The following is a 26926-nucleotide window of genomic DNA, read 5'->3' as shown; positions in this document are numbered from 1 at the left end:
CGCCGGGACGGCGACGACGAAGGGACGCACCATGGACAACCAGGACATCCTCCAGCGCATCCAGGCACTCGTGCAGGAGGAGCACGAGCTCCGCGAGCAGCCACAGGACGCCGGCGCCGCCGAGGCCCACCAGGACCACGCCGCGCGCCTGAAGAAGGTGGAGGAGGACCTCGACCAGTGCTGGGACCTGCTCCGCCAGCGCCGCGCGAAGGCCGATGCGGGAGAGGACCCCGCCGAGGCCGACGCCCGTCCCATCAGCCAGGTGGAGGGGTACCGCCAGTAATGGCGCTGCCGGTGGTGCTGTTCGACGTCAACGGCACCCTCTCGGACATGGATCCCCTGTCCCAGCATTTCAAGGAGATCGGCGCGCCTCCGCAGCTGGCCGCGCTCTGGTTCGCCTCGGTGCTCCGGGATGGTTTCGCGCTCACCGCAGCCGGGCGGAACCCTGCGTTCAAGGAGGTCGCCGAGGGTGCACTGCGGGCGGTCCTCACGGACGAGATCCTCAACCGGGACCTCGACGACGCGGTCGCCCACATCCTGTCGTCGCTGCAGGGGCTCGCGGTGCACCCGGACGTGGTGGAGGGCATCCGTACCCTGGCTTCCGCAGGCTTCGGCGTCGCAGCGCTGACCAACGGCGCGACGGCGACGGCGGAGGCACTCCTGGACCGGGCCGGTGTCCGGGATCAGGTCCTCGCCGTCCTGTCGGTCGAGGACGCGCCGCGCTGGAAGCCCGCGCCCGAGTCCTACGCCTTCGCCCTCGGTGCCCTGCAGCGGGAGGCGGGCGACGTCGTGCTCGTCGCCGTCCATCCCTGGGACATCGACGGTGCTGCGCGTGCCGGGCTCCGGACCGCCTGGCTGAACCGCGACGGCTCGCCCTATCCCTCCGCCATGGCGGCACCCGATCACGAAGTACCCTCGATCACCGAGCTGCCCGGCGTCCTGCGGGCCTGAGGGCCGACGGCCACCCATCGCACGGTGGCCGTCGCCGAATCCCCCACGACCGGCCTGCACGCCTGCGGCCGCGATTCCCACCAGGAGGAGTACCCATGCAAGGCCTGACCGCGTTCGCTCTCATCTGCAGCCTCACGCCATCCCCCGCACCGTCCAGTTCCGACCTGATGGCCCGGCACATCCTCGACCGGTTCGCCGAACGGGGCATCGCCACATCCAGCGCACGTGTGGTTGATCACAACGTCGTGCCCGGGGTGCAGAAGGACATGGGCAACGGGGACGAGTGGCCGGTCCTCCGCGAGAAGATCCTCGCCGCCGACATCCTCGTACTGTCCACCCCGATCTGGGTGGGCCACCCCTCCAGCCTCGCGCAACGGGTGATGGAACGGCTCGACGCCGATATCGCCGAGACGGACGAGGAGGGGCGCCCCGTCATGGCCGGCAAGGTCGCCGTCGTCGCCGTGGTGGGTAACGAGGACGGTGCCCACAAGACGGTCGCCGACATGATGCAGGGACTGAATGACATCGGCTTCTCCCTGCCGTCGCAGGGCTCCACCTACTGGGTGGGCGAGGCCATGCAGTCGGTCGACTTCAAGGACCTCGCCGAAGTGCCCGAGGTGGTCGCCACGACGACGGCGGGTGTCGTCCGGAACGCCGAGCACCTGGCGAAGTTGCTGCGCCGGGAGAACTTCCCCCTGGAGTGACGGGCGGGCCCTGCTACCGGCCGATGTCGCGACGGGACAGCCCGACGACGGCGGCCAGCACCAGGGCGCCGCACAGGCCGAGGATGAGGGCCATCCCCCCGCCGGCGCCGTTCCCGAGGCCGTTGGCCAGCGGCGCCGGGGAGAAGGCCCAGTCATAGGGTGAGAGGTTCTTCATCCACCGTGCCGCCTCCGCCTGGTTGCCGAGCGCGTTGAAGGCGTAGCCGAGGACCGCCACGGCAGCGCCAGCCGCGACCGACGCCGTCCGGGAACCGGTCAGCGCGCCGGCGGTGATCGCCGCCAGCCCGCTCAGCAGGGTCAGCAGGTACAGGGCGAACGTCCCTGCGACGGCATGGCCCGCCGGGATCCCGAGCTCCGCGGGGCCGTCGAGCGCGAGGATGGCCACGAGCAGCACTGCGCACACGACGGCGAGCCGCAGGCCCAGCGCGAGGGCCGCCTCGAGCGCGACCTGCTCACGGGTGACACCGTGCGCGAGGGTGAGTTCGAGGGCGCCGCTCTCCTCCTCGCCGCCGATCGCCGCCGCCCCCCAGCCCACCGCGGCGATGGTCAGCAGGACGAAGCCGATCAGCCCCAGGAGGGTGGCCTGCGCGTAGCCCGCGCCGGTGGTGATCAGGTCGAAGCCGAGGGTGGAGACGAGTTCCGGAGGCAGGGACGAGATCATGGACTCGAGCTGCCCCGAGGCGCCCATGGACGGATAGATCGGCAGGTAGAGCAGGCTCGCCGCCACGAGCCCTGCGGACCAGCCGGCCAGTCCGACGCGGGAGCGCTGAGGGTGTGGCGCACGAGGGGCAGGGTGCTAGTGGCCATGGTGTGCTCCGGCCGGCACGGGTCCGGGCCGCCCGTACAGGCCGAGCACGGCCTGTTCGAGGTCCGGTTCCTCGATCACGATGTCCTGCAGCGCGAGTTCGGCCACGAGCGGGATGAGGGCGGCCGGCGATCCCGAGAGCCGACCCTCCACGACCACGCGTCCGCCGGGAGCAGCGGGTGCGCCCATCGAGAGGATCTCGAGACCGGCGAGGTCCAGGGCCCGGGCCTGCGCCTCGGTCAGGGTGCGGTCCAGCTCGATCCGCACCGAACGGGGGGCCTCGTCCCGCAGGTCCGCGACCCGCGCGGAGCGGACGAGGCGTCCCTCGCGGAGGACGGCCACGTGGTCGGCGCCGTGCTGTACCTCGGAGATCACGTGGGAGGACAGGAAGACGGCCTGATCGAGGGCCTTCGCCTCGCGGACGAGGGCGAGGAACTCGCGCTGCACGAGGGGATCGAGGCCCGAGGTCGGCTCGTCGAGGACCAGCAGCTCGGGCCGGTGCATGAGCGCCTGGACCAGGCCCAGCTTCTGCTTGTTGCCCTTGGACAGGGCGCCCACACGAGCCCGAGGATGAGGCGCATGGTGGTGGTCTTGCCGGCACCGTTGGGTCCGATCACCCCCACCACGCTGCCGGGCTGCACGGTGAGCGACACGGCGTCCAGCGCGGAGCGCGTCCCGTAGCGCTTGGTCAGGTCCCGTAGCTCCAGTGCATGCTGCATGGTTCCTCCGACGGACGGATGCTGCCGGCGGCCGGGACATCGGGATCCTCGACGGTGGCGATGGAGCCGTCGAGGAGCATGCTAGACCCGTGGTCGGGACTGGACAAGGGAGCTGCCGCCCGTCGTTTCAGCGGGCCTTACGGGAGAGCCAGGACAGGGTCAGCGCACCGGAGCTGCGCCGGAACCCGCTCTTCCCGGAGATCACCTCGAGCGCGGCCCAGACGGCCAGGCAGAGCGAGCTGGCGAGGCGGAGGCGCTCACGGTTCCGTTCCTCCAGGGCCATGAAGGACGCTGCACCGAACAGGGCCCATCCGAGGATCGGCGCGTTCGGTGTCTGCACCACGGTCTGGCGGCCGAGGCTGTCGGTGAAGAATCCCATCACGCGCCCTTCTTCTTGGAGGCGCCGGTGGCCTTCGTGCCGCCGGCCTTCTTCTCGCGGTTCTTCTCGACGCTGCGGCGCAGGGCCTCCATGAGGTCGAGCACGTTGTCGCCGTCGTCGTCCTCCCTGGCCGCACCGAAGGTCTCCTCGGTGTCGATCGTGTCGCCCTTCTCGATCTTCGCGTCGATCAGGGTGCGCAGCTGGACCTGGTAGTCGTCGGTGAAGTTCTCGGGGTCGAAGTCGGTGGAGAAGGAGTCGACGAGCGCCGCGGACATCTGCTTCTCCTTGGCGGAGATGCGCACCTTCTCCTCGAGGGCCGGGAAGGAGGCCTCCCGCACCTCGTCGTCCCACAGCAGCGTCTGGAGCATGAGCACGTCCCCGCGGACACGCAGCGCCGCCAGGCGGCTCTTCTGCCGGAGGGAGAACTGCACGATCGCGGTGCGGTCCGTCTCCTGGAGCGTGCGCCGCAGCAGGACGTACGCCTTCGTCGAGGTGCTGTCGGGCTCGAGGTAGTACGCGCGGTCGAACATGACCGGATCGATCTGGTCGCTCGGCACGAACTCCACCACCTCGATCTCCCGGCTCCTCTCGACCGGCAGGGACGAGAGGTCCTCGTCGGTCAGCACCACCGTGTGCTCGCCGTCGTCGTACGCCTTGTCGATGTGCTTGAAGTCGACCACCTCACCGCAGATCTCGCAGCGGCGCTGGTAGCGGATGCGGCCGCCGTCCTCGTCGTGGACCTGGTGGAGGGGGATGTCGTGGTCCTCGGTGGCGCTGTAGACCTTGACGGGCACGTTGACCAGCCCGAACGCGACCGCTCCCTTCCAGATGGCTCTCATGGGTCAAGTCAACACCAAGCAGGCTTAGTGGGCCAGAGGGTGCCGGCCGCCCGCCCTAGACTTGGGAGGTGACCTCCGAGACCGTAGAGCCCATCGTCAGCAAGACCACCAGCGACGACGGCGCCACCGTGCTGCGCCTGGAATTCCAGTTCGCGTTCCCGCCGACCGTGCTGTGGAAGCACCTGACGGAGGCCGAGAAGCTGAAGTACTGGTTCCCCTGCGAGATGGAGTTCGAGCCGCGCGCAGGAGAAGAGATCCTGTTCCGGTACGCCGACCAGAAGCCCCTGCGCGGCGAGGTGCTGGAGGCCGAGCGGCCCACGGTGCTCGCCTACACGTGGGAGCGGGACAGCCTCCGCTGGGAACTTGCGCGGACCGCCGACAACGGATCGCAGCTCGTGCTGCTCCTGACCCCGGGCAGTCCGCGGCACTCGGCCACCATGGCCGCCGGCTGGCACCTCACCATCGCCGGACTGGACGACTTCCTGAACAGGCGCAGCCTCGGGCAGGACCCGGCGCTGTGGGACGTCTACGTGGCCCGGTACCGCGAGCAGTTCGAGGACCGCGACCAGGGCTAGGGCCCGGCGGGCGCCGTAGGGGTGCCCGGCCGATTGGTACTGGACCGCCCCCGGGCCCGCGGTCGAGACTGGGGGCATGGCTCCTCCGCGCACGGCCCGGCAGCAGACCGTCACCGTGGACGGACGCACGCTGCGCCTCTCCAATCTCGACAAGGTGCTCTACCCGGTCACGGGTACCACCAAGGCGGACGTGCTCGCCTACTACGCCGCCGTGGCGCCGCACCTCATCCGGCACGCGCAGCACCGGCCGGTCACCCGGAAGCGCTGGGTCCACGGCGTCGGGACCCCCGAGGAGCCGGGCGAGGTGTTCTTCCAGAAGAACATCGACGACAACGCTCCCGCCTGGGTGCCGCGCCGCGCGATCCAGCACAAGGACCACACGAACGTCTACCCCCTGGTGGAGGACCTCGCAACGCTCACCTGGCTGGGGCAGATCGCCGCGCTCGAGGTCCACGTGCCGCAGTGGCGTTTCACCGAGGACGGCGGCCGGGGCAACCCGGACCGCCTCGTCCTGGACCTCGACCCCGGGACCGATGCAGGGCTGGCCGAATGCGCGGCCGTGGCGCTGCTCGCGCGGCCGATCCTGCAGGGCATGGGCCTCGAGCCGTTCCCCGTGACCAGCGGCGCCAAGGGGATCCACCTCTACTGCGCCCTGGACGGCCGGCAGACCTCGGAGCAGGTGTCCGCCGTCGCGCGTGAACTCGCCCGGGCCCTCGAGGCCGACCACCCCGACCTCGCCGTCAGCGACATGAAGAAGGCGCTGCGCCCAGGCCGGGTGCTCGTCGACTGGAGCCAGAACAACGCGAACAAGACCACCGTGAGCCCCTACTCGCTCCGTGGGCGCTTCGAGCCCACCGTCGCCGCTCCGCGGGCGTGGGAGGAGCTCGACGGCGAGGACCTGCGGCAGCTGGACCACGCGGAGGTGGTGCAGCGCCTCCAGGAGTCCGGGGACCTCCTCGCTCCCGCGACTCCGCCCCTCACGGCGAGCGACGAGCAGGTCCCCGGCCGTGCCGCTGGTGCGCCGTCGGACCGCCTGTCCACCTACCGTGCCATGCGGGACGCCGCGAAGACGCCCGAGCCCGTCCCCGACGCGGTAGGCCCTGCCGGGGGCACCAGCTTCGTGATCCAGCAGCATCACGCACGCCGCCTCCACTACGACTTCCGCCTGGAGCACGATGGCGTCCTCGTCTCGTGGGCCCTTCCGAAGGGACCGCCGCTGACGCCGAGCAGGAACCACCTGGCGGTCCAGACGGAGGACCATCCGCTGGACTACGGCTCGTTCGAGGGAACTATTCCCCACGGGGAATACGGCGCGGGTGAGGTGACCATCTGGGATGCGGGGACGTACGAGTTGGAGAAGTGGCGTGAGGGCAAGGAGGTCATCTGCACGCTCCACGGGCGGGCGGACGGCGGCCTGGCGAAGGGCGGGACGGCGATCCGCCGCTACGCGCTCATCAACACGGGTGGCGGATCGAACGGCAAGAGCAATTGGCTGATCCACCTCATGAAGGACCAGCCCGCGGAGGCGCAGCAGAACAGGGGCGGCGGCGGGCCGGCGTCCCCGGACACGGAAGCCCAGGAGACGCGGCAGACGCGGCAGACGCCGGTTCCCGCCCGACCCGGACCGGCGGTCCTCCGGCCCATGACGGCCACCCTCGGTTCCGAGGAGGCCATCCCCGACCCCGATGCCTGGTCCTACGAGATGAAGTGGGACGGGGTGCGCTGCATCGCCGTGGTCAGGGACGGCGCGGTGACCCTGACCAGCCGCAACGGCATCGACACCACGCCCGTCTACCCGGAGCTGGGGGACCTCGGGGACCTCGTCCATGCCGGGAGCGCCGTGCTCGACGGCGAGATCGTAGCCCTCGACCGCCGCGGCCGGCCGGACTTCGGTCTGCTCCAGACGCGCATGAAGCTCACGCACCGGGCCGAGATCGACGTCGCCCGCGGGGTGACGCCCGTGCGCCTCATGCTGTTCGACCTGCTCGAGTTCGACGGCACCGACCTGACCGGGCTGGAGTACCGCCAGCGGCGCGAACTGCTCGAGAGGGCGGTGGACCCCGCGGAGGACGGTCACGTGCAGGTCCCCCCGGCCCTCGATGCGACCCTCCGGGAAGCCGTCGAGGCGAGCCGGCAGCTGGGGCTGGAGGGGATCATGGCCAAGCGCCTCACGAGCGACTATCAACCCGGTGCGCGGTCGTCGTCGTGGGTGAAGATCAAGCACCTGCGCACGCAGGAGGTCGTGGTGGTGGGCTGGCGGCCGGGCAAGGGAACCCGCGCCTCGAAGGTCGGGTCACTGCTCGTGGCCGTGCCCGACGGCGTGGACCTGCGCTACGTGGGCCGCGTGGGCTCCGGCCTGACGGAGCGGGACCTCGCGGAGGTCGGAGCCCGCCTGAAGAAGCTGGGCCGGAAGACCGCCCCACTCACCGACGTGCCCGGGATCGACGCGTCGGACGCCCACTGGGTCCGGCCCGCCCTCGTGGGTGAGGTCCAGTACAGCGAACACACCGGCACAGGCCGCCTGCGACATCCCGTCTGGCGGGGCTGGCGGCCGGACAAGACGCCGTCCGACGTCGTCGTCGAACTCTGAATCCGCACGCACCGGAAGTATCACCTAGGAGGCATACATGAGCGGTCTCGATATCCAGGGGTTGGACGCGTGGTGGCGGGCAGCCAACTACGTCTCCGTCGGCCAGATCTACCTGCGGGACAACGCGCTGCTGACGCGCCCGCTCGCCGGTGAGGACGTGAAGGCGCGGCTGCTCGGCCACTGGGGCACCACGCCCGGGCTCAACTTCGTCTACACCCACCTCAACCGCGTGATCGCGGAGCGCGGGCAGGAGATGCTGTTCATCGCGGGCCCCGGCCACGGTGGGCCCGCGGTGGTGGCCAACGCCTGGCTCGAAGGGACCTATTCCGAGGTCTACAGCAGCATCGGCACGGACGGCGCGGGGCTCAACGCCCTGTTCCGGCAGTTCAGCTACCCCGGCGGCATCCCGTCCCACGCCGCACCCGAATCCCCCGGGTCCATCCACGAGGGTGGTGAACTGGGGTACGCGCTGATGCACGCCTACGGGGCCGTCTTCGACAACCCCGGTCTCGTCGCGGTCGCGGTGGTGGGTGACGGCGAGGCGGAGACCGGGCCGCTGGCCACGAGCTGGCACTCGCACAGCTTCGTGGACCCGGCGGTCGACGGCGCCGTGCTGCCGATCCTGCACCTCAACGGCTACAAGATCGCCAACCCGACCGTCCTGGCCCGCATGCCCGAGGACCAGCTCCGACAGCTGATGTACGGGTACGGGTACGAGCCGCACTTCGTCACGGTGACCGACCCGTCGGCCACGGAGGCCGCGCACCGGGACTTCGCCGCCGTCCTCGACGCCTGCATCGACGACATCCACGCCATCCAGGACACGGCCCGCACCTCCCCGGCCGGGACCGATGAGGGCGCCGCCCGCTGGCCGATGATCGTGCTGCGCTCGCCGAAGGGCTGGACCGGCCCGGCGGTGGTCGACGGGAATCCCGTGGAGGGGACATGGCGCTCCCACCAGGTGCCGCTCTCGGAGATCCACAGCAACGAGGAGCACCTGCACCAGCTCGAGGACTGGATGCGGTCCTACGATCCGGGGTCGCTCTTCACGGAGGCCGGGGAGTTGCGCCCCGAGATCGCCGCGCTCGCCCCGGACGGCGACCTGCGGATGAGCGCCACGCCCTACGCCAACGGCGGCTGGCTCCTCCGCGACCTCGTGCTGCCCTCCTACGCCGACCACGCCGTGGAGGTGTCGCGCCCGGGCGCGGAGAAGGTGAGCCCGATGATCACCGTGGGCGGCTACCTCCGCGACGTCATCGACCGCAATCCGCACAACTTCCGCCTGTTCGGTCCGGACGAGACGGCGTCGAACCGCCTCTCGGCCGTGTACGAGGTGACGGACAAGGTCTGGCAGCCTCGCATCGAGGACGTCGACGAGCACCTCGCGCGGTCCGGCCGGGTCATGGAGGTGCTGAGCGAACACCTGTGCCAGGGGTGGCTCGAGGGCTATCTGCTGACGGGACGCCACGGGGTGTTCAACTGCTACGAGGCGTTCGTCCACATCGTCGACTCGATGTTCAACCAGTTCGCGAAGTGGCTGAAGGTGCACCGCACCCTGCCGTGGCGGCAGCCCATCGCCTCCTTCAACTACATGCTCTCCAGCCACGTCTGGCAGCAGGACCACAACGGCTTCTCCCACCAGGACCCCGGCTTCATCGACCACGTGATGAACAAGAAGGCGGACATCATCCGCGTCTACCTGCCACCGGACGCCAACACGATGCTCGCGGTGACCCGGCACTGCATGACGACCCGGGACACCGTCAACGTGATCGTCACGGGCAAGCAGCCCACCCCGACCTGGCTCGGCCCCGAGGAGGCGCTCCTGCACGTCACGCGCGGCATCGGCATCCTCGACTTCGCCGGCTCCGAGGAGCCCGGCGTGGAGCCCGACGTCGTCCTGGGCTGTGCGGGCGACGTGCCCACGCTCGAGGCCGTGGCCGCCGCGGGACTGCTGAGGGCAGCCATCCCCGGGCTGAAGATCCGCGTGGTCAACGTCGTCGACCTCATGCGCCTGCAGGACAGCTCCGAGCATCCGCACGGACTGTCGGCGCGGGACTTCGACACGCTGTTCACGACGTCGAAGCCCGTGGTCTTCGCGTTCCACGGCTATCCGTGGCTCATCCACCGGCTGACCTACCGGCGCACCAACCACGCGAACCTGCACGTGCGCGGGTATAAGGAGGAAGGGACCACAACGACGCCGTTCGACATGGCGATGCTGAACCAGATCGACCGGTTCCAGCTGGCCATGGACGTGATCGACCGCGTGCCGGCCCTCGGCGCCACCCAGGCCCGGTTCCGGCAGGACCTCCAGGACCAGCGGCAGCGCGCCTGGCAGTACACGCGCGACGCCGGGAAGGACCTCGAGTCCATCACGGGGTGGACCCTCGACGAGTCCTCGCCCGACGACGCCACGTAATGCCCCGACGGCCCGGCGGGGGACCGGCCGCCGTCGTGTAGCGTGCAACAGAGCCCACCACCTGCTCACCACCTGCTCATCGCCCGCTGGAGGATAACGATGTCCGCTCCACTGCTCTCGATCATCATCCTCGCGGCGATGTTCCTGATCGCCACCCTGCTGCCCATCAACATGGGCGCCCTCGCCTTCGTGGGCGCCTTCCTGCTCGGCGCCGTCGTCCTCGGGATGGATACCGACGACATCATCGCGGAGTTCCCGGGCGGGCTGTTCCTCACGCTCGTGGGGGTGACCTACCTGTTCGCCATCGCGCAGAACAACGGCACGATCGACCTCCTGGTCAACGGCGCCGTGAAACTCGTGCGAAACCGCGTGGCCCTCATCCCGTGGGTCATGTTCCTCATCACGGCCGTCATCACCGCCGTCGGCGCGCTCGGCCCGGCGGCGGTGGCGATCATGGCGCCCGTGGCGCTCGGGTTCGCGGCTCGCCACAAGATCTCCCCGCTGCTCATGGGCATGATGGTCGTGCACGGTGCGCAGGCCGGCGGCTTCTCGCCCATCGCCGTGTACGGCGTGATCGTCAATGACATCGTCGGCGAATCGGGCTTCGAGTCGAGCCCGCTGGCCGTCTTCCTCACCAGCTTCATCTTCAACCTGCTCATCGCCGTCGTCCTGTTCGTCGTCCTCGGCGGACGCAAGCTGATGTCGTCCCGGATGGGCGAGTTCATCGAGGAGGCCGCGGAGGCCCGCCTCCAAGCGAGCCCCGGCATGCGCCGCGCGGACGTCGCCTACAAGGGCACGGGCAGCGGCACCTACGGACCCCGCGACCCCGCGGGCGACGGCGTCGTCGCCACCAGGACGCGCGAGGACCGCATCTCGCAGCCCGCCACGATCCTCGGCCTGATCGCCCTCGCCGTGATCGCCCTCGGTTTCAAGGTCGACGTCGGCTTCGTGGCCATCACGGTCGCCGTGATCCTCGCGCTCATCTCCCCGAAGGCCCAGAGCGGTGCGGTCAACAAGATCGCCTGGTCCACCGTGCTGCTCATCTGCGGCATGCTCACCTTCGTCGGGGTGCTGCAGGCGGCGGGAACCATCGAGTACGTGTCCGACGGCGTCGCCGGCCTCGGCATGCCCCTGCTCGCAGCCCTGCTCATCTGCTACATCGGCGCCGTGGTCTCCGCCTTCGCCTCCTCCACCGCCATCCTCGCCGCCCTGATCCCGCTGGCCATCCCGTTCCTCGAGACGGGCGCCGTGAGCGCCGTCGGCGTCGTCTGCGCCCTCGCTGTGTCCTCGACGATCGTGGACGTCTCGCCGTTCTCCACCAACGGTGCGCTCGTCCTGGCGAACGCGCCCGAAGGCACGGACAAGGACCGCTTCTACCGGCAGATCCTCGGCTACGGGGCCATCGTCGTCGTGGCCGGACCGCTCATCGCCTGGCTCGTCCTCGTGGTACCCGGCTGGCTCTGAGCCGCCCCATCGACCCCACCAGCACCCCACAGCACCCCACCGGAGGAAGCATGAGCGCCGAACCGACCGCCGCCGGCACGACCGATCGCGGGGGGCCCCTGGCCGGGCGCCTCGTCGTCGACCTCAGCCGGGCGCTCGCCGGGCCGCACGCCGGCATGATGCTCGGGGACCTGGGCGCGCGGGTGATCAAGGTCGAGACGCCGGGCACCGGCGACGACACGCGCGGGTGGGGCCCGCCGTTCGTCGGTCCCGAGGACGACCGCCAGGCCACCTACTTCCTGTCCTGCAACAGGAACAAGGAGTCCATCGCCCTCGACCTCAAGAGCGACGACGGCCGGAGCGTCCTCACGGAGCTGCTGCGCCGTGCGGACGTGGTCGTCGAGAACTTCCGGCCCGGCGTCCTTGACCGCCTCGGCTTCTCCACCGATGCCATGCTCGAGTTGAACCCGGGCCTCGTCATCCTCTCCATCACCGGGTTCGGCCACGACGGCCCCGAGGCGACGCGCAGCGGGTATGACCAGATCGTGCAGGGCGAGGCCGGGCTGATGTCCGTCACAGGGCCGGACCCGGACAACCCCCAGCGCGTCGGCGTGCCCATCGCCGACCTGCTGTCCGGCATGTACGGGGCGTACGGGGCCGTCGCCGCGCTGCTGGAGCGGGAACGCACCGGCAGGGGACAGGTGGTCCGCACGTCCCTGCTGGCCGCGATCATCGGTGTCCACGCGTTCCAGGGCACGCGCACCACCGTCGCGGGCGAGGTGCCGCGCGCACAGGGCAACCACCACCCGTCGATCGCACCCTACGGGCTCTTCAACTGCCGCGGCGGCAAGGTGCAGATCAGCGTGGGCAGCGAGAGGCTGTGGGCCACGTTCTCCAGCACGTTCGGCATCGGGACGCGCCCCGAGTTCGCGTCCAACGCCGACCGCGTGCGGAACCGGGACCAGCTGATCGGCGTCATCGAGGACGCGTTCTCGGCCTACGAGGCGGAGCCGCTGCTCGCGAAGCTCAACGAGGCAGGCATCCCCGCGGGCAAGGTGCGGACCCTCGACGAGGTCTACGCCTGGGACCAGGTGCACTCGCAGGGTCTCCTCCTCACCGTGCAGCACCCGGTCCTCGGTGACATCGCCCTGCCCGGGCCGCCGCTGCGTTTCTTCGACGGCGCCGCCGAGACCACTCCGGCCGGCCATACCGCGCCGCCCCTGCTCGACGGCGACGGCGACGCCATCCGCGCCTGGCTCGCCTCCACCTCCGGCGGACCCAGGGCGTGAGTACTCCCGCACGGCACCTCACCGCGCGCGAGCTCATCGGCGCCGTGCTCGACGCCGGGTCCTTCACCTCGTGGGACGGCCCCGCCCCGACCTCCGCCGGCGCCGCCTACGAGGAGGAGCTGCGACGGGCCCGGGAGAAGAGCGGCGAGGACGAGTCGGTATTGACCGGGGAAGGCCTCATCCACGGCCGTCGGGTGGCCGTCATCGTCTCGGAGTTCACCTTCCTGGCGGGCTCGATCGGTGCCGCCGCGGCGCACCGCATCACGACGGCCGTCCGCCGCGCGACCGCGGAGCGGCTGCCGTTGCTCGCGGGCCCGGCGTCGGGCGGCACACGCATGCAGGAGGGGACACCCGCGTTCCTGTCGATGGTGGAGATCACCGGGGCGGTCCGTGCGCACCGGCAGGCCGGGCTCCCGTATCTCGTGTACCTCCGGCATCCGACGACGGGCGGTGTCATGGCGTCCTGGGGGTCGCTCGGCCACGTCACGGTCGCCGAGCCGGGGGCGCTCCTCGGTTTCCTCGGTCCGCGCGTGTACGAGGCGCTCTACGGGGAGCCCTTCCCGACGGGCGTGCAGACCGCGGAGAACCTCTTCGACCAGGGCCTCATCGACGCCGTCGTGCCGCCCGGGCAACTGGCCGGGATCGTGGACACCGCGCTCGCCGTCCTGCTCGCCGACCCGCCGGAGCTCCCCGCGGAACCCTCGACGTCGTCCGTGCAGCCCGGCACCGCGGACGCCTGGACCTCCATCCTGATCTCGCGCAACCGCCGCCGACCGGACCTCCGCCGCCTCCTCGCCTACGGTGCCCGGGACGTCCTGCCGCTCAACGGCACGGGCCAGGGGGAGAAGGACCCCGGACTGCTGCTCGCGCTCGCCCGCTTCGGGAGCCGGCCCTGCATCGTCCTCGGGCACCAGCGGCCGCGGAAACCCGGCGATCCCGGGATGGGCCCGGCGTCGCTGCGCGAGGCGCGCCGCGGGATGAAGCTCGCCGAAGAGCTCGGACTGCCGCTGCTGACCGTCATCGACACCGCCGGCGCGGACCTCTCGAAAGCGGCGGAGGAGGGCGGGCTCGCCGGGGAGATCGCCCGGTCCCTGCACGATCTCATCGGTCTGGCCTCGCCGTCGGTGTCCGTGCTGCTCGGGCAGGGCGCCGGCGGAGGGGCGCTCGCGCTGCTGCCGGCGGACAGCACCATCGCCGCCGAGCACGCCTGGCTCTCGCCCCTGCCGCCCGAGGGTGCGAGCGCGATCGTGCACCGCACCGTGGACCGGGCGCCGGAGATGGCGGAGGCGCAGGGCGTGAAGGTCGCGGCGCTCATGGCACGCGGCGTCGTCGATCACGTGGTGGACGAGCGTCCCGATGCCGCCGAGGAGGGCCGGGCGTTCTGCGAGCGGATGGCGACGGCGATCGAGTACGAGCTGGCGCGGGTCAGGACCCTGCCGGCCGCCGACCGCCTCGAGCGGCGCGCGGGGAAGTATCGGGCCGGAGCGGGCTGACGCCCCGGCGCCGGTCGGTCGGACCCGTCAGCGGGCCGGGTGCTGCGCCCGGTACAGCTCCATCTGCCGGTGCCGGCGCTGCAGGCTGTCCCGGCGGGGTGTGTTCTCCGCGTCGGCCGGCTCGGCTGTCAGGTCGATGTGCCGCTCGCCGTAGTGCCAGAGCAGCATGTCGTCGAGGAGCCGGTCGGGGCCGGGCGAGTACCGGTGGTCGAGGGCCTTGCGCACCGTGGTGATGGTGTCCGCCTGCAGCAGGGACACCAGTTCCAGCGTGGTCCTGAGGTCGTGCGCGGCGAGCAGTTCCGCCGCCCAGCCCCAGTTGTCGTCCGTCTTCCGGTCCACGTGCGGCAGGAGGGTCTGCCAGATGTCCCGGATGCGGTTCGGCGTCAGGGGCGCACTGCCCTCGCCGTCCTCGTCCCAGAACCCCGTGACCGTCTCGTACCGCTCGTGGAGTTCCGCGAAGGCCGACTCGACCGTCTCGAGCATGGCAGCCGTCCCGGTGAACTGCCGGTCGAAGTAGGGGCTCCAGGCCTTCGGGTTGGAAGCCTTGAAGCGGATGTCGTGCTCGATCTCAGACCAGGCGTGCGCGAGCACGGTCCGCACCTGCACCTCGAACAGGTAACTGCCGGCGGCCTTCGTCTCGGGGTCCACGGTCTGCTGGAACGCGCGGACCACATCGTTGTGGATGGTGCGCATGATGAGGTGGCGGCTCGAGTAGCCGTAGGTGCCGGACTCGATGGACCCGATGTCCTTCTCCCGGTCGCCGCGGCAGTCGAACTCGTGGCGCTGCCGCTTGAGCAGGTTCGCCGCGAGGTCCACCTCGTGCGGGAGCGTGGTGATGATGCGAACGCCCACCAGGTCGGTGAGGTTGCGCAGGGGATCCGGGAACACCAGGATCGGGGTCGCTCCGGCCTCGGGGGACGGCAGGGTGCGGGACGCCTTGTCGCGGAAGGACTCCACCGTCTTGGTGCGGGCCGTCACGAACAGAGGCTTGAGGTCCGTGCCGTCGAAGATGCGCTCGATGCTGTCCCGCATGGCCGAGGTGACGCGGTCGAGGGCCGGCCGGACGCGCTCGTACTCACGCGTATGCGCCTCGACGGCCGGCCTCAGCCGTTCGTCGAGATCGTCCCAAGTGCCCATGCACCGTGCCTTTCCTGAGGAGAGACTTCATCGTAGCCAACGCGGGCGACGGTTACGCTTCAGCTGTGAATCCGGTGAGGCCCGTGGGCCGACGCTCCCTCCTCGACCTTCTCGCCGCCGCCGGTGCCGCTGTGCTGACCGCCTGCGGCATCAGGGGCACGGGGTCCGGGAGCGGGTCCGCCAGTGGTACGGCTCCCCAGCGGTACGGCTACGGCGGCGACCCCAGCCAGTTCGCCGACCTCTACCTGCCCGCACCCGATCATAGGGTCCGCGGCGGCGTCGTCATCATCCACGGCGGGTACTGGCGCTCCACCTACGGCGCGGAGCTGGGGGAGCCGCTCGCCCGGGACCTCGCGGGCCGCGGATACGCCTGCTGGAACCTCGAGTACCGGCGCGCGGGCAACGGAGGCGGCTGGCCCGCGACGTTCGACGACGTCGCCGCCGGCATCGACGCGCTCGGGAGGGCCGCGGCGGAGCACGGCCTGGACCTCGGGTCGACGACAGCGCTCGGCCACTCGGCGGGCGGGCACCTCGCGGTCTGGGCCGCGGGCAGGGCCCGTCTGCCCTCCGGAGCACCCGGCGCCGGGATCCCCGCCGTGCCGCTGACCGCCGTCGTCAGCCAGGCAGGGGTGCTGGACCTCGGCGAGGCGCGGGAGCTCGGACTGAGCGACGGCGCGGTGGAGAACCTGCTGGGAGCCTCCGGGGACGCGGAGCGGTACCGGCTGGCGGACCCGATGACGGCGATCCCCCTCGACGTCCCCGTCCACGCGGTCCACGGCACGGAGGACACCACGGTGCCGCTCAACCAGGCCGAGAACTACGTCGCGGCGGCGACCGCGGCGGGCGCGGCAGCCGAACTGGTCCTGGTCCCGGGGGACCACTTCGCCGTCATCACCCCGGGAACCGAGGCCTGGGAGCGGATCGTGGGCCTGCTGGACGCCGCCGCGGACGCAGCGGACCCCGGCCCGCCCGAGGGCTGACCGGGGTCCGCTGCGTCCGTCGAAGCGCGCTCAGTTGAGCGGGAGCGTGCCCTCGGGCAGGGCGCCGTCGGCGAGCAGTTCCCGTGCGGAGTTCGCCAGGGCGGTGAGCGCGACGCGCTGCGTCCACGGCCCGTAGGAGATGCGGGCCACGCCGAGCTCCTGCAGGCGCGACGGCGCGAGGCTGCCCGGAACGTTGATGACGCTCAGGCGCTGCGGGCCGAAGGCCTCCACGAGGGCGGTCACGGTGTGCTCGTCGAGCAGGCCGGGGACGAAGACGTTCGTGGCGCCGAGGTCCAGGTACGCCTTGCCGCGCTCCACGGCGTCGGCCAGGACGTCCGCCGGATCGCGCTCTCCCGCCTTCACGAAGGCATCCGTCCGCGCATTCAGCACGAAGTCGACACCCTCCGATGTCCCGGCCTTCAGGACCGCCTCCATCTGCGTGATGGCGTCGGCCAGCGGCCGCATCTGGTCCTCGATGTTCGCGCCGACGATCCCGACGCCGATCGCACGGCGGACCGTGTCCTCGGGGTCACCGTAGCCGGCTTCGAGGTCGGCGGAGACGGGCAGGTCCGTCGCTGCGGCGATCCGCCCGACGGCGGTGATCATCTCCTCGAGCGGGATGTTCTCGCCGTCCGCGTAGCCGAGCGACGCGGCGATGGAGTGGCTCGCCGTGGCCAGTGCCTTCGTGCCCGGGATGCCGGCGATCGTCTTCGCGCTGATGACGTCCCAGACGTTGACGACCTGGAGGAGCTCCGGGGCGGAGTGCAGCTGGGCGAGAGTGGTGGCCTTCGCTGCGAGATCGGTGCGTGCTTCAGTCATTGAGTACCTTCCGGGTATGCGAGGCGATCCAGGCGGCTGCGCCGTCCACCTCGGTGGGATGGATCCCGTGACCGCCCTCGCGGACGTTCCGGTCTACTTCGGCGCCACGGCTCTCGAGGATCGAACCGACACGGATCACGCTGTCGATCGGGGCCATGGCGTCGGACTCCCCGTTGAACAGGGCGATCGACGAGCCGGAGAGGTCCGCGTCGATGGTACGCCCCTCCAGCGGGAACATGCCCGAGAACGCGACGGCGCTCCGGACGGCGTCAGGGTGGAGCAGCGCCGTGGCGAGCGCGATGTTCGCCCCGTTGGAGAAGCCGACGGCGACGAGCGGACGGTCGGCGATCCCGTAGTGGTCCCGCGCCCAGCCGATGAACGCCGCGAGTCCACCCGCGCGGCGCACCACGTCGTCGACGTCGAACACGCCTTCGCCGAAGCGGCGGAACCAGCGGTTCAACCCGTGTTCCTGCACGGGTCCTCGCGGGGCGAGGTAGCCCGCGCCGGGGGCGAGGCGCTCCACGAGCGGCAGGAGGTCGTGCTCGGTGCCGCCCGTGCCGTGCAGGAGCAGCAGCACGGGCGTGCCTGCTGCTCCTGCCGCGAACAGGTGCGGCCAGTCGGAGGGTGTGCTCATGTCAGCTCCTGAAGAAGGCCTGGACGGCGGGGTTGTTCTCGGCCGGCAGGTCGATCTTCGCGACCGAGTGCGCGATGGCCTCGCGGTTGGGCTCGAGCCACGGCGGCAGTTTCAGGGAACGGCCGAGCTCCAGCAGGGGCTCGTCGATGTCGAACCCCGGGGTGTCGGTGGCGATCTCGAGGAGCGTGCCTCCCGGCTCGCGGAAGTAGATCGAGGTGAAGTACTGCCGGTCGAGGATCGCCGTCACCCCGTAGCCGCGCTCGGCGAGCTCCTGGCGCCAGAGTTCCTGCGTCTGCTGGTCGGGGACGCGGAACGCGATGTGGTGCACCGTGCCGCCGGCCACGAGGCCGCGCTCGCCGCGCGGGTCCGTGACGACGTCGACGACCGTGCCGGGCTCGCCGGCGTGCGTGCTGAGGCGGTAGCGGCCGTCCTTCTCGGCGAGGACGGTCATGCCGAGGTCGCGGGTGAACGTCTCGAGGGTGGCGGTGGGGTCCTGGACGGTCAGGACGGAGGAGTGCTGGCCGCGCACCGCGTACTCGGCGGGTACGGAGGCGGAGTCCCAGGGGTTGCGCGGGTCGGAGAGGGAGGAGGCCACCAGATCGATCTGCAGGCCGTCGGGGTCGCGGAGCGAGAGGCGCTCCTCCTCGGACGACGCGCGGGCGATGGTGGACTCGACGCCGAGGGCCTTGAAGTGCTCCTGCCACCAGCCGAGGGTGCCCTGCGGTACGGAGAAGGCCGTGGTGGTCGACTGTCCGCTGCCGATGCGCCCGCTGCGGATGCCCTGCCAGGGGAAGAAGGTCAGGAGCGAGCCGGGGCGGCCGGATTCGTCGCCGTAGTACAGGTGGTAGGTGCCGGGGTCGTCGAAGTTCACGGTCTTCTTGACGAGCCGCAGGCCCAGCCCCTTGATGTAGAAGTCGATGTTCTTCTGGGGGTCACCGGCGATCGCGGTGACGTGGTGGAGACCTTCGGTTTGTACAGTCACGCTGTCCTCCTTGGTATGGCCGGCCGGGCGGGCGCCGGCATGTCCATGCAAACGCATGAATGATGGGTTTTGTTCCCCGGCCCGGAGCTCCGGGTGCCGATCGGCAGCCTGCTGACCGTCGTGGGCCGTCAGCTTCCTGTGTCATCCTGTTCGCATGGCAGCGAGAGAGCGGGTCTCCGGGTGGGTCCGCCGCACCGGCATCGAAGTGGTCGGCTGGACCCTCGTGGTACTCGGTGTCGCGGCCCTGGTGCTGCCCGGCCCGGGGCTCCTGATGCTCGCCGCCGGCCTCGCGGTCCTGTCGCAGCAGTACCACTGGGCCCGCCGCTACCTGACGCCCCTGAAGCAGAACGCCTACCACGCAGCCGCGCTCGGGGTGAAGACCATCCCCCGGATCGCCGTGAGCTGCGCCAGCGCGCTCGTGATCATGAGCCTCGGTGTGGTCTGGATCCTCCAGCCCGGCGTGCCGGCCTGGTGGTTCCTCGCGGACCGGTGGTGGCTGTTCGGGGGAGCGGGTACCGGCATCAGCCTCATCGCCTCCTCGATCATCGCCCTCGTGCTGATCGTGTACAGCGTGCGCCGGTTCCGCGGCCGTCCGATCCCCGCGCGCCCGCGCGGATTGCGCGCGGAGACGGAGTAGGCCCGATCCCTCGACCGGGGTCGGTGGCCGCGGAGCGCCGGGTCCTCCCGCCGACCGGCGGCGTCCGCGGGGCGGGGTCGAGGCGGAACTGCCCTGATGGCGGGGGTGCGGCGGCTGGTACGTTGAGGAAGTGCTCACCGTGATCGGGGAAACCCTCATCGACGAAGTCGTCAGCGACACCGCTCCCATGCGCGCTCATGTGGGCGGCAGCCCGATGAACGTGGCGGTGGGGCTCGCGCGCCTCGGGCATCCCACCCAGTTCGTGGGTCGTTACGGGGACGACGAGTACGGGCGGATGATCGAGAAGCACCTCCGCGACAACTCGGTCCCCTTCCCCGTGGAGCCGGACGCCTCGCCCACGAGCGTGGCCACCGCGCGCCTGGACCCGGCGGGAGGGGCGTCCTACGCTTTCCGGCTCGTGTGGGACCTGCCGGGACTCGCGGCGCAGAAGGACAGGCTCCTCGACGGCACCACCCTCCTGCACACCGGGTCGATCGCCACGATGCTCACACCCGGAGCCGACGACGTCCTGGCCCTCGTGACGGCGGCCCACCCCCTCGTCACCGTCACGTACGACCCCAACTGCCGGCCCACCATCATCCGCGATGTCGCGTTCGCCCGGGCCCAGGCCGAGAGGTTCGTCGCCCTGGCCGACGTCGTCAAGGCCTCCGACGAGGACCTCGAGTGGCTCTACCCCGATCGCAGCCCTGAGGACTCCGCCCGCGCCTGGCTGGCCGCCGGCGCCGCCGTCGTCGTGGTGACCCGCGGCTCCGCCGGACCCTGGGGCGTGAGCCGGGCCGGCGAGGCCGCCGTCCCCGCCCCCGTCACCAGCGTGGTGGACACCGTGGGAGCCGGGGACTCCTTCATGGCCGCCCTGGTGGGAGCCCTCGTGGACCTCGAGCTCGACGGCGCCCATCGGCGGGAGGAGCTGCGCCGAATCAACCTCGGACAGCTGACCGCCATGCTGCAGTACGCGGCCCGGGCTGCGGCCGTCACCGTCTCCCGCGCGGGTGCCAACCCGCCGTCGCGGGACGAGATGGCACCCCCGGCCTGACCGCCGCGCACCACGACGACCCGAGGAGCACACCCATGACCCGCGACCCCTACGCCGACCTCCCGCAGGTACCCGCGTTCACGCTGACCAGCGAGACCGTCACGCACAACCAGCCTCTCGACCCCGCGCAGGCATCCGGCGTGATGGGTGCGGGCGGCAGGGACGAGTCGCCACAGCTCAGCTGGAGCGGCTTCCCCGACGGCACCAAGAGCTTCGCCGTGACCGTCTACGATCCGGACGCCCCCACTGCGAGCGGCTTCTGGCACTGGTCCGTCGCCAATCTTCCCGTGACCACCACGTCCCTGCCCGCGGGTGCGGGGACCGACGGTTCCGGGTTGCTGCCCGAGGGCGCCGTGCAGCTGCGCAACGACGGTGGTTTCGCGGGCTTCGTGGGTGCCGCACCGCCGGTGGGCCACGGCCCCCACCACTACCACGTGGTGGTGCATGCCCTGGACGTCGAGTCCGTGGACATCTCGCCCGAGGCCTCACCCGCCTACCTCGGCTTCACCCTCTTCTCGAGCACGATCGGCCGGGCCCGGCTGATCGGCACCTTCGAGCAGTAGGCCGGACGCCGGTAGGGTGGTAGTCCGGAACCTGAAGGAGTCAGCGATGCGCCTCGTGGCGAGCGACATGGATGGGACCGTCGTGGGCCACGACGGCAGGATGAGCGAGCGCACCGTGCGTGCGTTCCGCGCGTGTGCGGAGGCGGGGGTCGACGTCGTGTTCGTCACGGGCCGCCCTCCGCGCTGGCTGCAGCCCCTGCGGGACCAGCTCGGCCACACCGGGACGGTCATCTGCTCCAACGGAGCCCTGACCTACGATCTCGAGGCCGAGCGCGTCCTCGATGCCCAGCTGCTGGACCCGGAGGCCGTCTACGCGGCCCGGGACATCATCCGCAAGCTCTTCCCCGCGGCGACGTTCGCCGCCGAGACGGTCACCGGGTTCAAGATCGAATCCGGATTCGCAGAGGCGGCCACCTCGGAGCTCCTCGGCGGGATCTCGGCGCAGCCCTTCGAGGAGTCCCTGCCGGGCGAGCACGTCGTGAAGTTCCTGGCCAGGGAGAGGGCCGTCTCGCCCGACGAGTTCCTCGCCGCCGTCCGGCCCGCCGTGGCCCACCTCGTCTCGACGACGCACTCCGCGCCCAGCATCGCGCTGCTCGAGATGGCCGTCCCCGACATCAACAAGTCCGTCACCCTCGCCCGGTACGCGGCGGAACGCGGGATCGACGCCGCGGACGTCGTCGCCTTCGGGGACATGCCCAACGACGTGCAGATGCTCGACTGGGCGGGCCAGGGGTACGCCATGGCCTCGGGCCACCCGGACGCGCTCGCCGCCGCGAACCTCATGGCACCGCCGTTCGAGGAGGACGGCGTGGCGCAAGTGCTGGAGGAACGGCTTGCGGCGCTCCGCACGGCCTGACCCGGGCCGCTACCACTACCTGGTCGACCGCTCCGCGCCGCACGACGGCGCAGTTCCTCTCGCGTTCGCGCACCGCGGGTTCGCCCCGGACGGCGGTGAGAACACCATGGACGCCTTCGCCCGCGCCGTAGGGCTCGGCTTCCGCTACCTCGAGATCGACGTCCGCGCGTCCAGTGACGGCGTGGTGATGGTGTTCCACGACGAGACCCTCGATCGCGTCACACCGGCGCATGGCCCGGTCGCGGCAAGGGCCGCCGAGGATCTCGCGGCCCTGCCGGTCGGCGGGACCGGTGGCATCCCTCCGCTCGAGGACGTCCTGCTGCGCTGGCCGGAGCTCCGCCTGAACATCGACATCAAGAGCGACGACTGCGTGCGGCCCTTCGCGGAGCTCGTCAACCGGCTCGGCGTGCACGACCGCGTGCTCGTGGCGTCCTTCTCGGACAGGCGTCGTGGACGGGTGCTGCGCCTCCTGGACGCGCCGACGGCGTCGTCCGCGGGCATGGCGGTGAACGCCCTCCTGAAGGTGGCCGCGCCGCTGGGGCTGGCGGGACCGATCGGCCGGATGGCCCGCGTCCAGGCCCTCCAGGTCCCCGAGACGTACCGCGGCGTGCGCGTGGTGACGCGACGGTTCGTCGCTGCCTGCCATGCGGCCGGCCTCCAGGTGCACGTCTGGACCGTCAACGCGCGCGACGACATGGACCGGCTGCTCGACCTCGGCGTCGACGGTCTCGTCTCCGATGCCGCCGATGTGCTCGCCGCCTGCATGCGCGACCGCTCCGCCTGGCCGCAGGGCGGTCCGCGCGACCGTTAGGAGCGGATGGGTCGGACCAGCAGGGGGCTTCCGACATGCGGAAACCCGGTTGCGGCCACTCCCGCAACCGGGTTTCCTGTATCGATGCATCATCGGGGTATCGCGCCCACCGCTGACCCATCGAGCCTGATGACTGCGGCGCCCTGGTGCATGGACGCCGCAGGGTCTATGGGCGGCCCTTGCCGGGTTTCGGACTCACGGTCAGCTCCACGGGGTCCGTGGTCACAGTGCCGTGGGGATTGGAGAAGGTCGCCCGGAACAGCCGCCCGTCCTGCGCGGCCAGGGCCTTCTTGACCTCGGCCGTCGACGTGTACGTCCCGTCGTCGTTCCGCTCCGCACGCTGCGTGACGTCCGCGGTCTGCCAGGTGGCGCCGTCGTCGTCCGAGCTCTCCCACACCGCCACCGGCTCAGGAGTGCCGGTGGCGCTCGCCGTGAAGTGTGCCTTGTGTCCCTCACGGACCGTCGCCGCCGCGGGGGCGGACACGAGGGCGGGCAGGTCGACCGTCTGGTCGACCGTCGGCCAGCCGTCCTCCCAGCCCATCTTCTGCAGGCCGAGGGTCGGGATGTACGGGGCTGCTGCGTTGTCACGGTCGTAGTAGTGGAACGCGAGGTAGTCGCCGAACACGGACTGTCCGCCGAGGCCGTTCATGGCCCCGTGCGATTCCATGAGGATGGTTCCTCCGCCGCCCATCATGTCGCGGCCCTGCTTGTCGAGATACGGGCCCGTGATGGATTCCGAGCGGGCCACGGCGATCTTGTACGTGGAGTCCGCGCCGCGGCAGCAGAAGTCGAAGGACGTGAACAGGTAGTAGTAGCCGTCGCGCTGCATGATGTAGGGCGCCTCGATGGGGTTGCCCGGGATGAAGCGGTCAGCGAGGTTGACGGTCTGCGACTGCCAGTTCTCCACCGGCTTGCCGCTCGGCCACTCGAGCGGCACCAGGAAGATCCCGTACCAGAAGGAACCGATCGACATGTAGGGCTTGCCGTCCGCGTCCTCGACGATGCCGGCGTCGATGGCGTTGAAGGTCTTGCCGGGATTGTTCGGGTCGAGGCCCGTGACGGGGGAATCGACGACGAGGCCCTGGTCCACCCACTCGTAGTCGGGGTCATCGGGATCGAGGGTGGTGTTCGTCGCCAGGGCCGTGAGCGAGTTGTTCCCGCCGAACTGGGACGCCGAGTAGTAGAGGTAGTAGGTGCCGTCGTTCTCGTAGATCTCCGGAGCCCACAGGTTCTCCGGGAGGACACCGCCGGCATAGCGCTCGTCGATCCAGGCGGGGATGCGGTCCCACACCGTGCCGCGGTATTCCCAGGTGGTTCCCTCGTCCTTCGAGGACCAGGCCTGGATGGTGCCGCCGTTCTCGCGGGCCAGGAGACCGGTGGAGTAGACGTACCAGGTGCCGTCGTCGTCGATGATCAGGGCGGGGTCGTGGATGGGGCTGGTCTCGCCGACCACGGACTTGCCGCCGACGAGGTCGTCGAGGCTGCGTGCGGCCGACTGCTGGGTGAGGGTGGCCGGTTCACCCGTAGCCTTCGGGCCTGCCGAGGCGGGCACCGCCGCGCCCGTGAAGGCGAGGGCCAGGACGGCGATGACACTTGCGGAGCGAGACCAAATCTTGTGACGTGACGTCATTATCACGTGTCCTTTCGATGGGGAGAAAGCAGCGCGAGGACCTCGCACCGCCCGTTTACATCGTTGTCTACATCGTTGTAGAACACTCGCATGCGCACGAGGGGCCGTCAAGGGGGATCGCCGTTTATCGGAGGACAGGATCCGAAAGCGTCCGCAGGTGGTCGAGCGTCGCCGGTGCGTAGGTGCGCATCGACGCGTCGTCCGCGTACACCAGCAGGCGCAGCCAGGAGCCGTACCGATGCGCCCGGGCCAGTTTCAGGGCGGGCTCGACGGCGGCTCGCAGCTCCGGCAGGGAGGCGTGGTCGGTCCATCGCTCGAGGTAGGCGCTGACGACGGCCTGGATCCGCGGATCGTCCGCCGTCGTGCTCCACTGCGCCCGCATCTGCTCGATGGGCACCAGCAGGGCACTGAACGGGTGCGCCCAGTACGCGTCCGCGAAGTCGAAGAACCGCAGCGGCTCGTTGCCCGCCCCGGGGAGGAAGCAGTTCCGGGCGTGCAGGTCGTTGTGGTCCAGGGAGAGGGGCACGCCCACGCCGCGGAGCACCTCGACCGCGCGGTGGATGGCGGGGAGTCCGCGTACGACGTCGTCCGCCTCCTCCGCGGACAGGTACAGCGGGTGCCCGGCCGGCAGGCCTGTGTGGAGCAGGAGCTGGTTCTCGACGAAGTTGGCGGCCACCTCCGGGTTCATGAGGACCAGCCCGGCCTCGGCGAGCCGCTCGCCGTACGGGGCGACGAGCTGCTGGAGATCGGCGAAGTCGCTCGTGATGCGCGCCCAGATGGCAGGATCGTCCGATTCCAGGCTGTCCAGCGTGGCTCCGTGGTCAGCGGTGAGCATCCATCCCCGGGACGGTTCGATCGCCAGGGGCGCCGCCACGTGGTCCGGCACCAGCTCGCCGAGGAGGGACATGACGGAGGCCTCCGGCAACTGGCCCAGGTTGTTCTCCTTGAACCACAGCATCCCGTGATCCGTGGGGACGGTCAGCTGGGTGGACCAGAAGCGGATGCGCGGCTGCTCGGCCGGACCGAGCCGCCGCAGCCCGAAGGCCTCGAGCGCGGCGTCGATCCACTGCTCCGCCCCGCACCGCCACTCGGGGGAGGCCCAGATCTCGAGGGAGTTGTTCATCGAGCGCAGGGGGTGGGGATGTGACGCATGTGATCATTGTTACATCGGGTCAGCCGAGCTTGGAGGGCCTGCTCCCGTGGTCGCTCGACTCCAGTTCCTGCGGACCGGCCACGTGTTCGCTGCCTCGTGCCCGGGCGATCCCCGTCATGCCGTGGAAGACGAGGAGCGCCGCAGCGGTGCCGAGGGCGATCCCCGCGAAGGTCAGGTCCCCGATGACCCAGGTGAAGTCGGCGATCCCGATGACCAGCGCCACTCCTGCCGTCGACAGGTTGATGGGGTTGGAGAAGTTCACCTGGTTCTGCACCCAGATGCGGACACCGAGGATGCCGATCATGCCGTACAGCACCACGCCCGCGCCGCCGAGCACCCCGGGCGGCACGGTGGCGATGAGCGCCCCGAACTTCGGGAAGAGGCTCAGCAGGATGGCGACGATCCCCGCCACCCAGTAGGCGGCCGTCGAGTAGACGCGGGAGGCCGCCATGACGCCGATGTTCTCGGCGTACGTGGTGGTGCCGGACCCGCCTCCGGCGCCGGCGATCATGGTGGCGAGCCCGTCCGCCATGAGTGCGCGCCCGGTCAGGGGGTCGAGGTCCCGATCGGTCATCGCCGCCACGGACTTCACGTGGCCGATGTTCTCCGCGACGAGCACGAGGACCACGGGGACGAAGAGGCCGACGACGGAGAGGTGGAACTCTGGGGTGGAGAAGTCCGGCAGACCGATCCACGCGGCATCGCCGATCGCGGCGAAGTCCACCTCGCCGCGGATCATCGCCACGACGTAGCCGGCGAGGACGCCGACGAGGATCGAGAGCCGCCCGAGGATGCCCTTGAACAGCACAGTGACGAGCAGGATCGCGATCACGGTGACGAGAGCGGTGAGCGGTGCCTGCTCGAAGCTCGCCTTCGCGGTCGGTGCCAGGTTCAGGCCGATCAGGGCCACGATGGAGCCCGTGACGATCGGCGGCATGGCGACCTGGATCCACCGGGCGCCCGCGGTGTGGACGATCAGCCCGATGACCGCGAGGGCCGCCCCGGCCATGACGATGCCGCCGAGGGCGCCCGCCGGTCCGTACTGGCCCTGCGCCGCGGCGATGGGCGCGATGAAGGCGAAGCTCGAACCGAGGTAGCTCGGCACCTTCCCCGCCGTGATCACGAGGAACAGGATGGTCCCGATCCCCGAGAACAGCAGGGTGGTCGACGGCGGGAAGCCGGTGATGAGCGGGACGAGGAAGGTCGCCCCGAACATCGCGACGACGTGCTGGGCGCCGATGCCGATGGTCCTCGGCCAGCTGAGGCGTTCCTCCGGAGCGACGAAGCGCCCCGGGCGGACGTTCCTGCCGTCCCCGTGGAGGGTCCAGCTCATACCTCGTGCGCTCATGGACATGCCTTCCGGAGGGGGTGCGAGGGGCTTCCCGAAATCCTATCGGCCACGCATGACGGGCATGTTACGTTGCTGGTTCTCGAGGAGAAGGG

The 26926-nt window shown here is 70.7% G+C and carries 26 protein-coding genes and 1 pseudogene; 15 read left to right on the top strand and 12 right to left on the bottom strand.

Annotated elements, in window-relative coordinates; all coding sequences use genetic code 11:
* Positions 1–31: 31 nt before the first annotated feature.
* The 3 genes from AC4D2O_RS02420 to AC4D2O_RS02410 all read left to right on the top strand — a co-directional run bounded on the left by AC4D2O_RS02420 (position 32) and on the right by AC4D2O_RS02410 (position 1655).
* Positions 32–283 carry a DUF2630 family protein gene (locus AC4D2O_RS02420; RefSeq protein ID WP_490904997.1) on the top strand — a complete coding sequence of 84 codons (252 nt, stop codon included), beginning with the start codon at positions 32–34 and terminating at the stop codon, positions 281–283.
* Positions 283–951, top strand: a complete 669-nt coding sequence (locus AC4D2O_RS02415; protein WP_490904996.1) for a haloacid dehalogenase type II — start codon at positions 283–285, stop codon at positions 949–951. Before AC4D2O_RS02420 ends, AC4D2O_RS02415 begins: the two co-directional genes overlap by 1 nt.
* Before the next feature lie 95 nt (positions 952–1046).
* Entirely contained in the window at positions 1047–1655 is a 609-nt protein-coding gene (locus AC4D2O_RS02410) for a flavodoxin family protein (protein WP_490904995.1), read from the top strand.
* Positions 1656–1668: 13 nt separating this feature from the next.
* Here the strand turns inward: AC4D2O_RS02410 and AC4D2O_RS02405 are convergent, their stop codons facing one another.
* The 5 genes and pseudogenes from AC4D2O_RS02405 to ku form a co-directional block, all read right to left on the bottom strand.
* Positions 1669–2400 carry an ABC transporter permease subunit gene (locus tag AC4D2O_RS02405; RefSeq protein WP_490904994.1) on the bottom strand — a complete coding sequence of 244 codons (732 nt, stop codon included), beginning with the start codon at positions 2398–2400 and terminating at the stop codon, positions 1669–1671.
* 69 nt (positions 2401–2469) lie between these two features.
* Positions 2470–3036 carry an AAA family ATPase gene (locus AC4D2O_RS02400; RefSeq protein ID WP_490904993.1) on the bottom strand — a complete coding sequence of 189 codons (567 nt, stop codon included), beginning with the start codon at positions 3034–3036 and terminating at the stop codon, positions 2470–2472.
* 42 nt (positions 3037–3078) lie between these two features.
* Positions 3079–3197: pseudogene (locus tag AC4D2O_RS02395) on the bottom strand (ABC transporter ATP-binding protein); the annotation flags it as partial.
* A 127-nt stretch (positions 3198–3324) separates the two neighbouring features.
* Positions 3325–3579 carry a hypothetical protein gene (locus tag AC4D2O_RS02390; RefSeq protein WP_490904992.1) on the bottom strand — a complete coding sequence of 85 codons (255 nt, stop codon included), beginning with the start codon at positions 3577–3579 and terminating at the stop codon, positions 3325–3327.
* Positions 3576–4415, bottom strand: a complete 840-nt coding sequence (gene ku / locus AC4D2O_RS02385) for a non-homologous end joining protein Ku (protein WP_490904991.1) — start codon at positions 4413–4415, stop codon at positions 3576–3578. Before ku ends, AC4D2O_RS02390 begins: the two co-directional genes overlap by 4 nt.
* A 68-nt stretch (positions 4416–4483) precedes the next feature.
* Between ku and AC4D2O_RS02380 the strand changes: the two genes are divergently transcribed.
* The 6 genes from AC4D2O_RS02380 to AC4D2O_RS02355 all read left to right on the top strand — a co-directional run bounded on the left by AC4D2O_RS02380 (position 4484) and on the right by AC4D2O_RS02355 (position 14227).
* Entirely contained in the window at positions 4484–4990 is a 507-nt protein-coding gene (locus tag AC4D2O_RS02380; protein WP_490904990.1) for an SRPBCC domain-containing protein, read from the top strand.
* A 76-nt stretch (positions 4991–5066) separates the two neighbouring features.
* Positions 5067–7580 carry an ATP-dependent DNA ligase gene (locus tag AC4D2O_RS02375; RefSeq protein WP_490904989.1) on the top strand — a complete coding sequence of 838 codons (2514 nt, stop codon included), beginning with the start codon at positions 5067–5069 and terminating at the stop codon, positions 7578–7580.
* Between the two features lie 37 nt (positions 7581–7617).
* Complete coding sequence (locus tag AC4D2O_RS02370; RefSeq protein ID WP_490904988.1) at positions 7618–10002, top strand: phosphoketolase family protein; 2385 nt, start codon at positions 7618–7620, stop codon at positions 10000–10002.
* Positions 10003–10101: 99 nt separating this feature from the next.
* Positions 10102–11466 carry an SLC13 family permease gene (locus AC4D2O_RS02365; RefSeq protein ID WP_490904987.1) on the top strand — a complete coding sequence of 455 codons (1365 nt, stop codon included), beginning with the start codon at positions 10102–10104 and terminating at the stop codon, positions 11464–11466.
* A gap of 50 nt (positions 11467–11516) precedes the next feature.
* Positions 11517–12734 (top strand): CaiB/BaiF CoA transferase family protein, encoded by a 1218-nt coding sequence (locus tag AC4D2O_RS02360; RefSeq protein WP_490904986.1) that lies wholly within the window; start codon positions 11517–11519, stop codon positions 12732–12734.
* Positions 12731–14227 (top strand): carboxyl transferase domain-containing protein, encoded by a 1497-nt coding sequence (locus AC4D2O_RS02355; RefSeq protein WP_490904985.1) that lies wholly within the window; start codon positions 12731–12733, stop codon positions 14225–14227. Before AC4D2O_RS02360 ends, AC4D2O_RS02355 begins: the two co-directional genes overlap by 4 nt.
* Before the next feature lie 27 nt (positions 14228–14254).
* On the opposite strand, the gene AC4D2O_RS02350 is transcribed toward AC4D2O_RS02355, so the two are convergent.
* Positions 14255–15364, bottom strand: a complete 1110-nt coding sequence (locus tag AC4D2O_RS02350) for a GTP pyrophosphokinase (RefSeq protein ID WP_490904984.1) — start codon at positions 15362–15364, stop codon at positions 14255–14257.
* Positions 15365–15513: 149 nt separating this feature from the next.
* On the opposite strand from AC4D2O_RS02350, the gene AC4D2O_RS02345 reads away from it, so the two are divergent.
* Complete coding sequence (locus tag AC4D2O_RS02345) at positions 15514–16344, top strand: alpha/beta hydrolase (protein WP_490905176.1); 831 nt, start codon at positions 15514–15516, stop codon at positions 16342–16344.
* A 30-nt stretch (positions 16345–16374) separates the two neighbouring features.
* On the opposite strand, the gene AC4D2O_RS02340 is transcribed toward AC4D2O_RS02345, so the two are convergent.
* The 3 genes from AC4D2O_RS02340 to AC4D2O_RS02330 are packed head-to-tail and all read right to left on the bottom strand — an operon-like array spanning position 16375 to position 18779.
* Positions 16375–17163 (bottom strand): isocitrate lyase/PEP mutase family protein, encoded by a 789-nt coding sequence (locus tag AC4D2O_RS02340; protein WP_490904983.1) that lies wholly within the window; start codon positions 17161–17163, stop codon positions 16375–16377.
* Positions 17156–17797, bottom strand: a complete 642-nt coding sequence (locus AC4D2O_RS02335; RefSeq protein ID WP_490904982.1) for an alpha/beta hydrolase — start codon at positions 17795–17797, stop codon at positions 17156–17158. The genes AC4D2O_RS02340 and AC4D2O_RS02335 overlap by 8 nt, the downstream gene beginning before the upstream one ends.
* A 1-nt stretch (position 17798) precedes the next feature.
* Positions 17799–18779, bottom strand: coding sequence for a ring-cleaving dioxygenase (locus AC4D2O_RS02330; protein ID WP_490904981.1), 981 nt, complete (start codon positions 18777–18779; stop codon positions 17799–17801).
* A gap of 154 nt (positions 18780–18933) precedes the next feature.
* Here AC4D2O_RS02330 and AC4D2O_RS02325 point away from each other — a divergent pair, with 154 nt between their 5' ends.
* From AC4D2O_RS02325 to AC4D2O_RS02305, 5 genes are all read left to right on the top strand, one after another.
* On the top strand, positions 18934–19416 hold the full coding sequence (locus AC4D2O_RS02325; protein WP_490904980.1) for a PGPGW domain-containing protein: 483 nt from the start codon (positions 18934–18936) through the stop codon (positions 19414–19416).
* Positions 19417–19546: 130 nt separating this feature from the next.
* The gene (locus tag AC4D2O_RS02320; protein WP_490904979.1) at positions 19547–20470 is read left to right on the top strand and encodes a carbohydrate kinase family protein; all 924 of its coding nucleotides are present in this window, start codon (positions 19547–19549) and stop codon (positions 20468–20470) included.
* 35 nt (positions 20471–20505) lie between these two features.
* Positions 20506–21033 (top strand): YbhB/YbcL family Raf kinase inhibitor-like protein, encoded by a 528-nt coding sequence (locus tag AC4D2O_RS02315; RefSeq protein WP_490904978.1) that lies wholly within the window; start codon positions 20506–20508, stop codon positions 21031–21033.
* A gap of 46 nt (positions 21034–21079) precedes the next feature.
* Positions 21080–21889 carry an HAD family hydrolase gene (locus AC4D2O_RS02310; RefSeq protein ID WP_490904977.1) on the top strand — a complete coding sequence of 270 codons (810 nt, stop codon included), beginning with the start codon at positions 21080–21082 and terminating at the stop codon, positions 21887–21889.
* Positions 21867–22700, top strand: a complete 834-nt coding sequence (locus tag AC4D2O_RS02305) for a glycerophosphodiester phosphodiesterase family protein (protein ID WP_490904976.1) — start codon at positions 21867–21869, stop codon at positions 22698–22700. The genes AC4D2O_RS02310 and AC4D2O_RS02305 overlap by 23 nt, the downstream gene beginning before the upstream one ends.
* A gap of 166 nt (positions 22701–22866) precedes the next feature.
* Here AC4D2O_RS02305 and AC4D2O_RS02300 read toward each other — a convergent pair whose 3' ends face one another.
* The 3 genes from AC4D2O_RS02300 to AC4D2O_RS02290 form a co-directional block, all read right to left on the bottom strand.
* Positions 22867–24330: a glycoside hydrolase family 43 protein gene (locus AC4D2O_RS02300; RefSeq protein ID WP_490904975.1), complete on the bottom strand. Its 1464-nt coding sequence runs from the start codon at positions 24328–24330 to the stop codon at positions 22867–22869.
* Positions 24331–24454: 124 nt separating this feature from the next.
* The gene (locus AC4D2O_RS02295) at positions 24455–25453 is read right to left on the bottom strand and encodes a hypothetical protein (protein ID WP_490904974.1); all 999 of its coding nucleotides are present in this window, start codon (positions 25451–25453) and stop codon (positions 24455–24457) included.
* Between the two features lie 49 nt (positions 25454–25502).
* On the bottom strand, positions 25503–26831 hold the full coding sequence (locus AC4D2O_RS02290) for a uracil-xanthine permease family protein (RefSeq protein ID WP_490904973.1): 1329 nt from the start codon (positions 26829–26831) through the stop codon (positions 25503–25505).
* Between the last annotated feature and the right edge of the window lie 95 nt (positions 26832–26926).

The organism is Arthrobacter sp. TJ-238 (assembly GCF_058269215.1).
The sequence above is the reverse complement of the archived record's forward strand: the minus strand, read 5'-3'. Positions and strand labels throughout refer to the sequence as shown.

Coding starts and splice junctions, on each gene's coding strand:
- AC4D2O_RS02420 (WP_490904997.1), top strand. CDS start 32: ATGGACAACCAGGACATCCTCCAGCGCATCCAGGCACTCGTGCAGGAG.
- AC4D2O_RS02415 (WP_490904996.1), top strand. CDS start 283: ATGGCGCTGCCGGTGGTGCTGTTCGACGTCAACGGCACCCTCTCGGAC.
- AC4D2O_RS02410 (WP_490904995.1), top strand. CDS start 1,047: ATGCAAGGCCTGACCGCGTTCGCTCTCATCTGCAGCCTCACGCCATCC.
- ku (WP_490904991.1), bottom strand. CDS start 4,415: ATGAGAGCCATCTGGAAGGGAGCGGTCGCGTTCGGGCTGGTCAACGTG.
- AC4D2O_RS02375 (WP_490904989.1), top strand. CDS start 5,067: ATGGCTCCTCCGCGCACGGCCCGGCAGCAGACCGTCACCGTGGACGGA.
- AC4D2O_RS02370 (WP_490904988.1), top strand. CDS start 7,618: ATGAGCGGTCTCGATATCCAGGGGTTGGACGCGTGGTGGCGGGCAGCC.
- AC4D2O_RS02365 (WP_490904987.1), top strand. CDS start 10,102: ATGTCCGCTCCACTGCTCTCGATCATCATCCTCGCGGCGATGTTCCTG.
- AC4D2O_RS02360 (WP_490904986.1), top strand. CDS start 11,517: ATGAGCGCCGAACCGACCGCCGCCGGCACGACCGATCGCGGGGGGCCC.
- AC4D2O_RS02350 (WP_490904984.1), bottom strand. CDS start 15,364: ATGGGCACTTGGGACGATCTCGACGAACGGCTGAGGCCGGCCGTCGAG.
- AC4D2O_RS02340 (WP_490904983.1), bottom strand. CDS start 17,163: ATGACTGAAGCACGCACCGATCTCGCAGCGAAGGCCACCACTCTCGCC.
- AC4D2O_RS02335 (WP_490904982.1), bottom strand. CDS start 17,797: ATGAGCACACCCTCCGACTGGCCGCACCTGTTCGCGGCAGGAGCAGCA.
- AC4D2O_RS02325 (WP_490904980.1), top strand. CDS start 18,934: ATGGCAGCGAGAGAGCGGGTCTCCGGGTGGGTCCGCCGCACCGGCATC.
- AC4D2O_RS02315 (WP_490904978.1), top strand. CDS start 20,506: ATGACCCGCGACCCCTACGCCGACCTCCCGCAGGTACCCGCGTTCACG.
- AC4D2O_RS02310 (WP_490904977.1), top strand. CDS start 21,080: ATGCGCCTCGTGGCGAGCGACATGGATGGGACCGTCGTGGGCCACGAC.
- AC4D2O_RS02300 (WP_490904975.1), bottom strand. CDS start 24,330: ATGACGTCACGTCACAAGATTTGGTCTCGCTCCGCAAGTGTCATCGCC.
- AC4D2O_RS02295 (WP_490904974.1), bottom strand. CDS start 25,453: ATGAACAACTCCCTCGAGATCTGGGCCTCCCCCGAGTGGCGGTGCGGG.
- AC4D2O_RS02290 (WP_490904973.1), bottom strand. CDS start 26,831: ATGAGCGCACGAGGTATGAGCTGGACCCTCCACGGGGACGGCAGGAAC.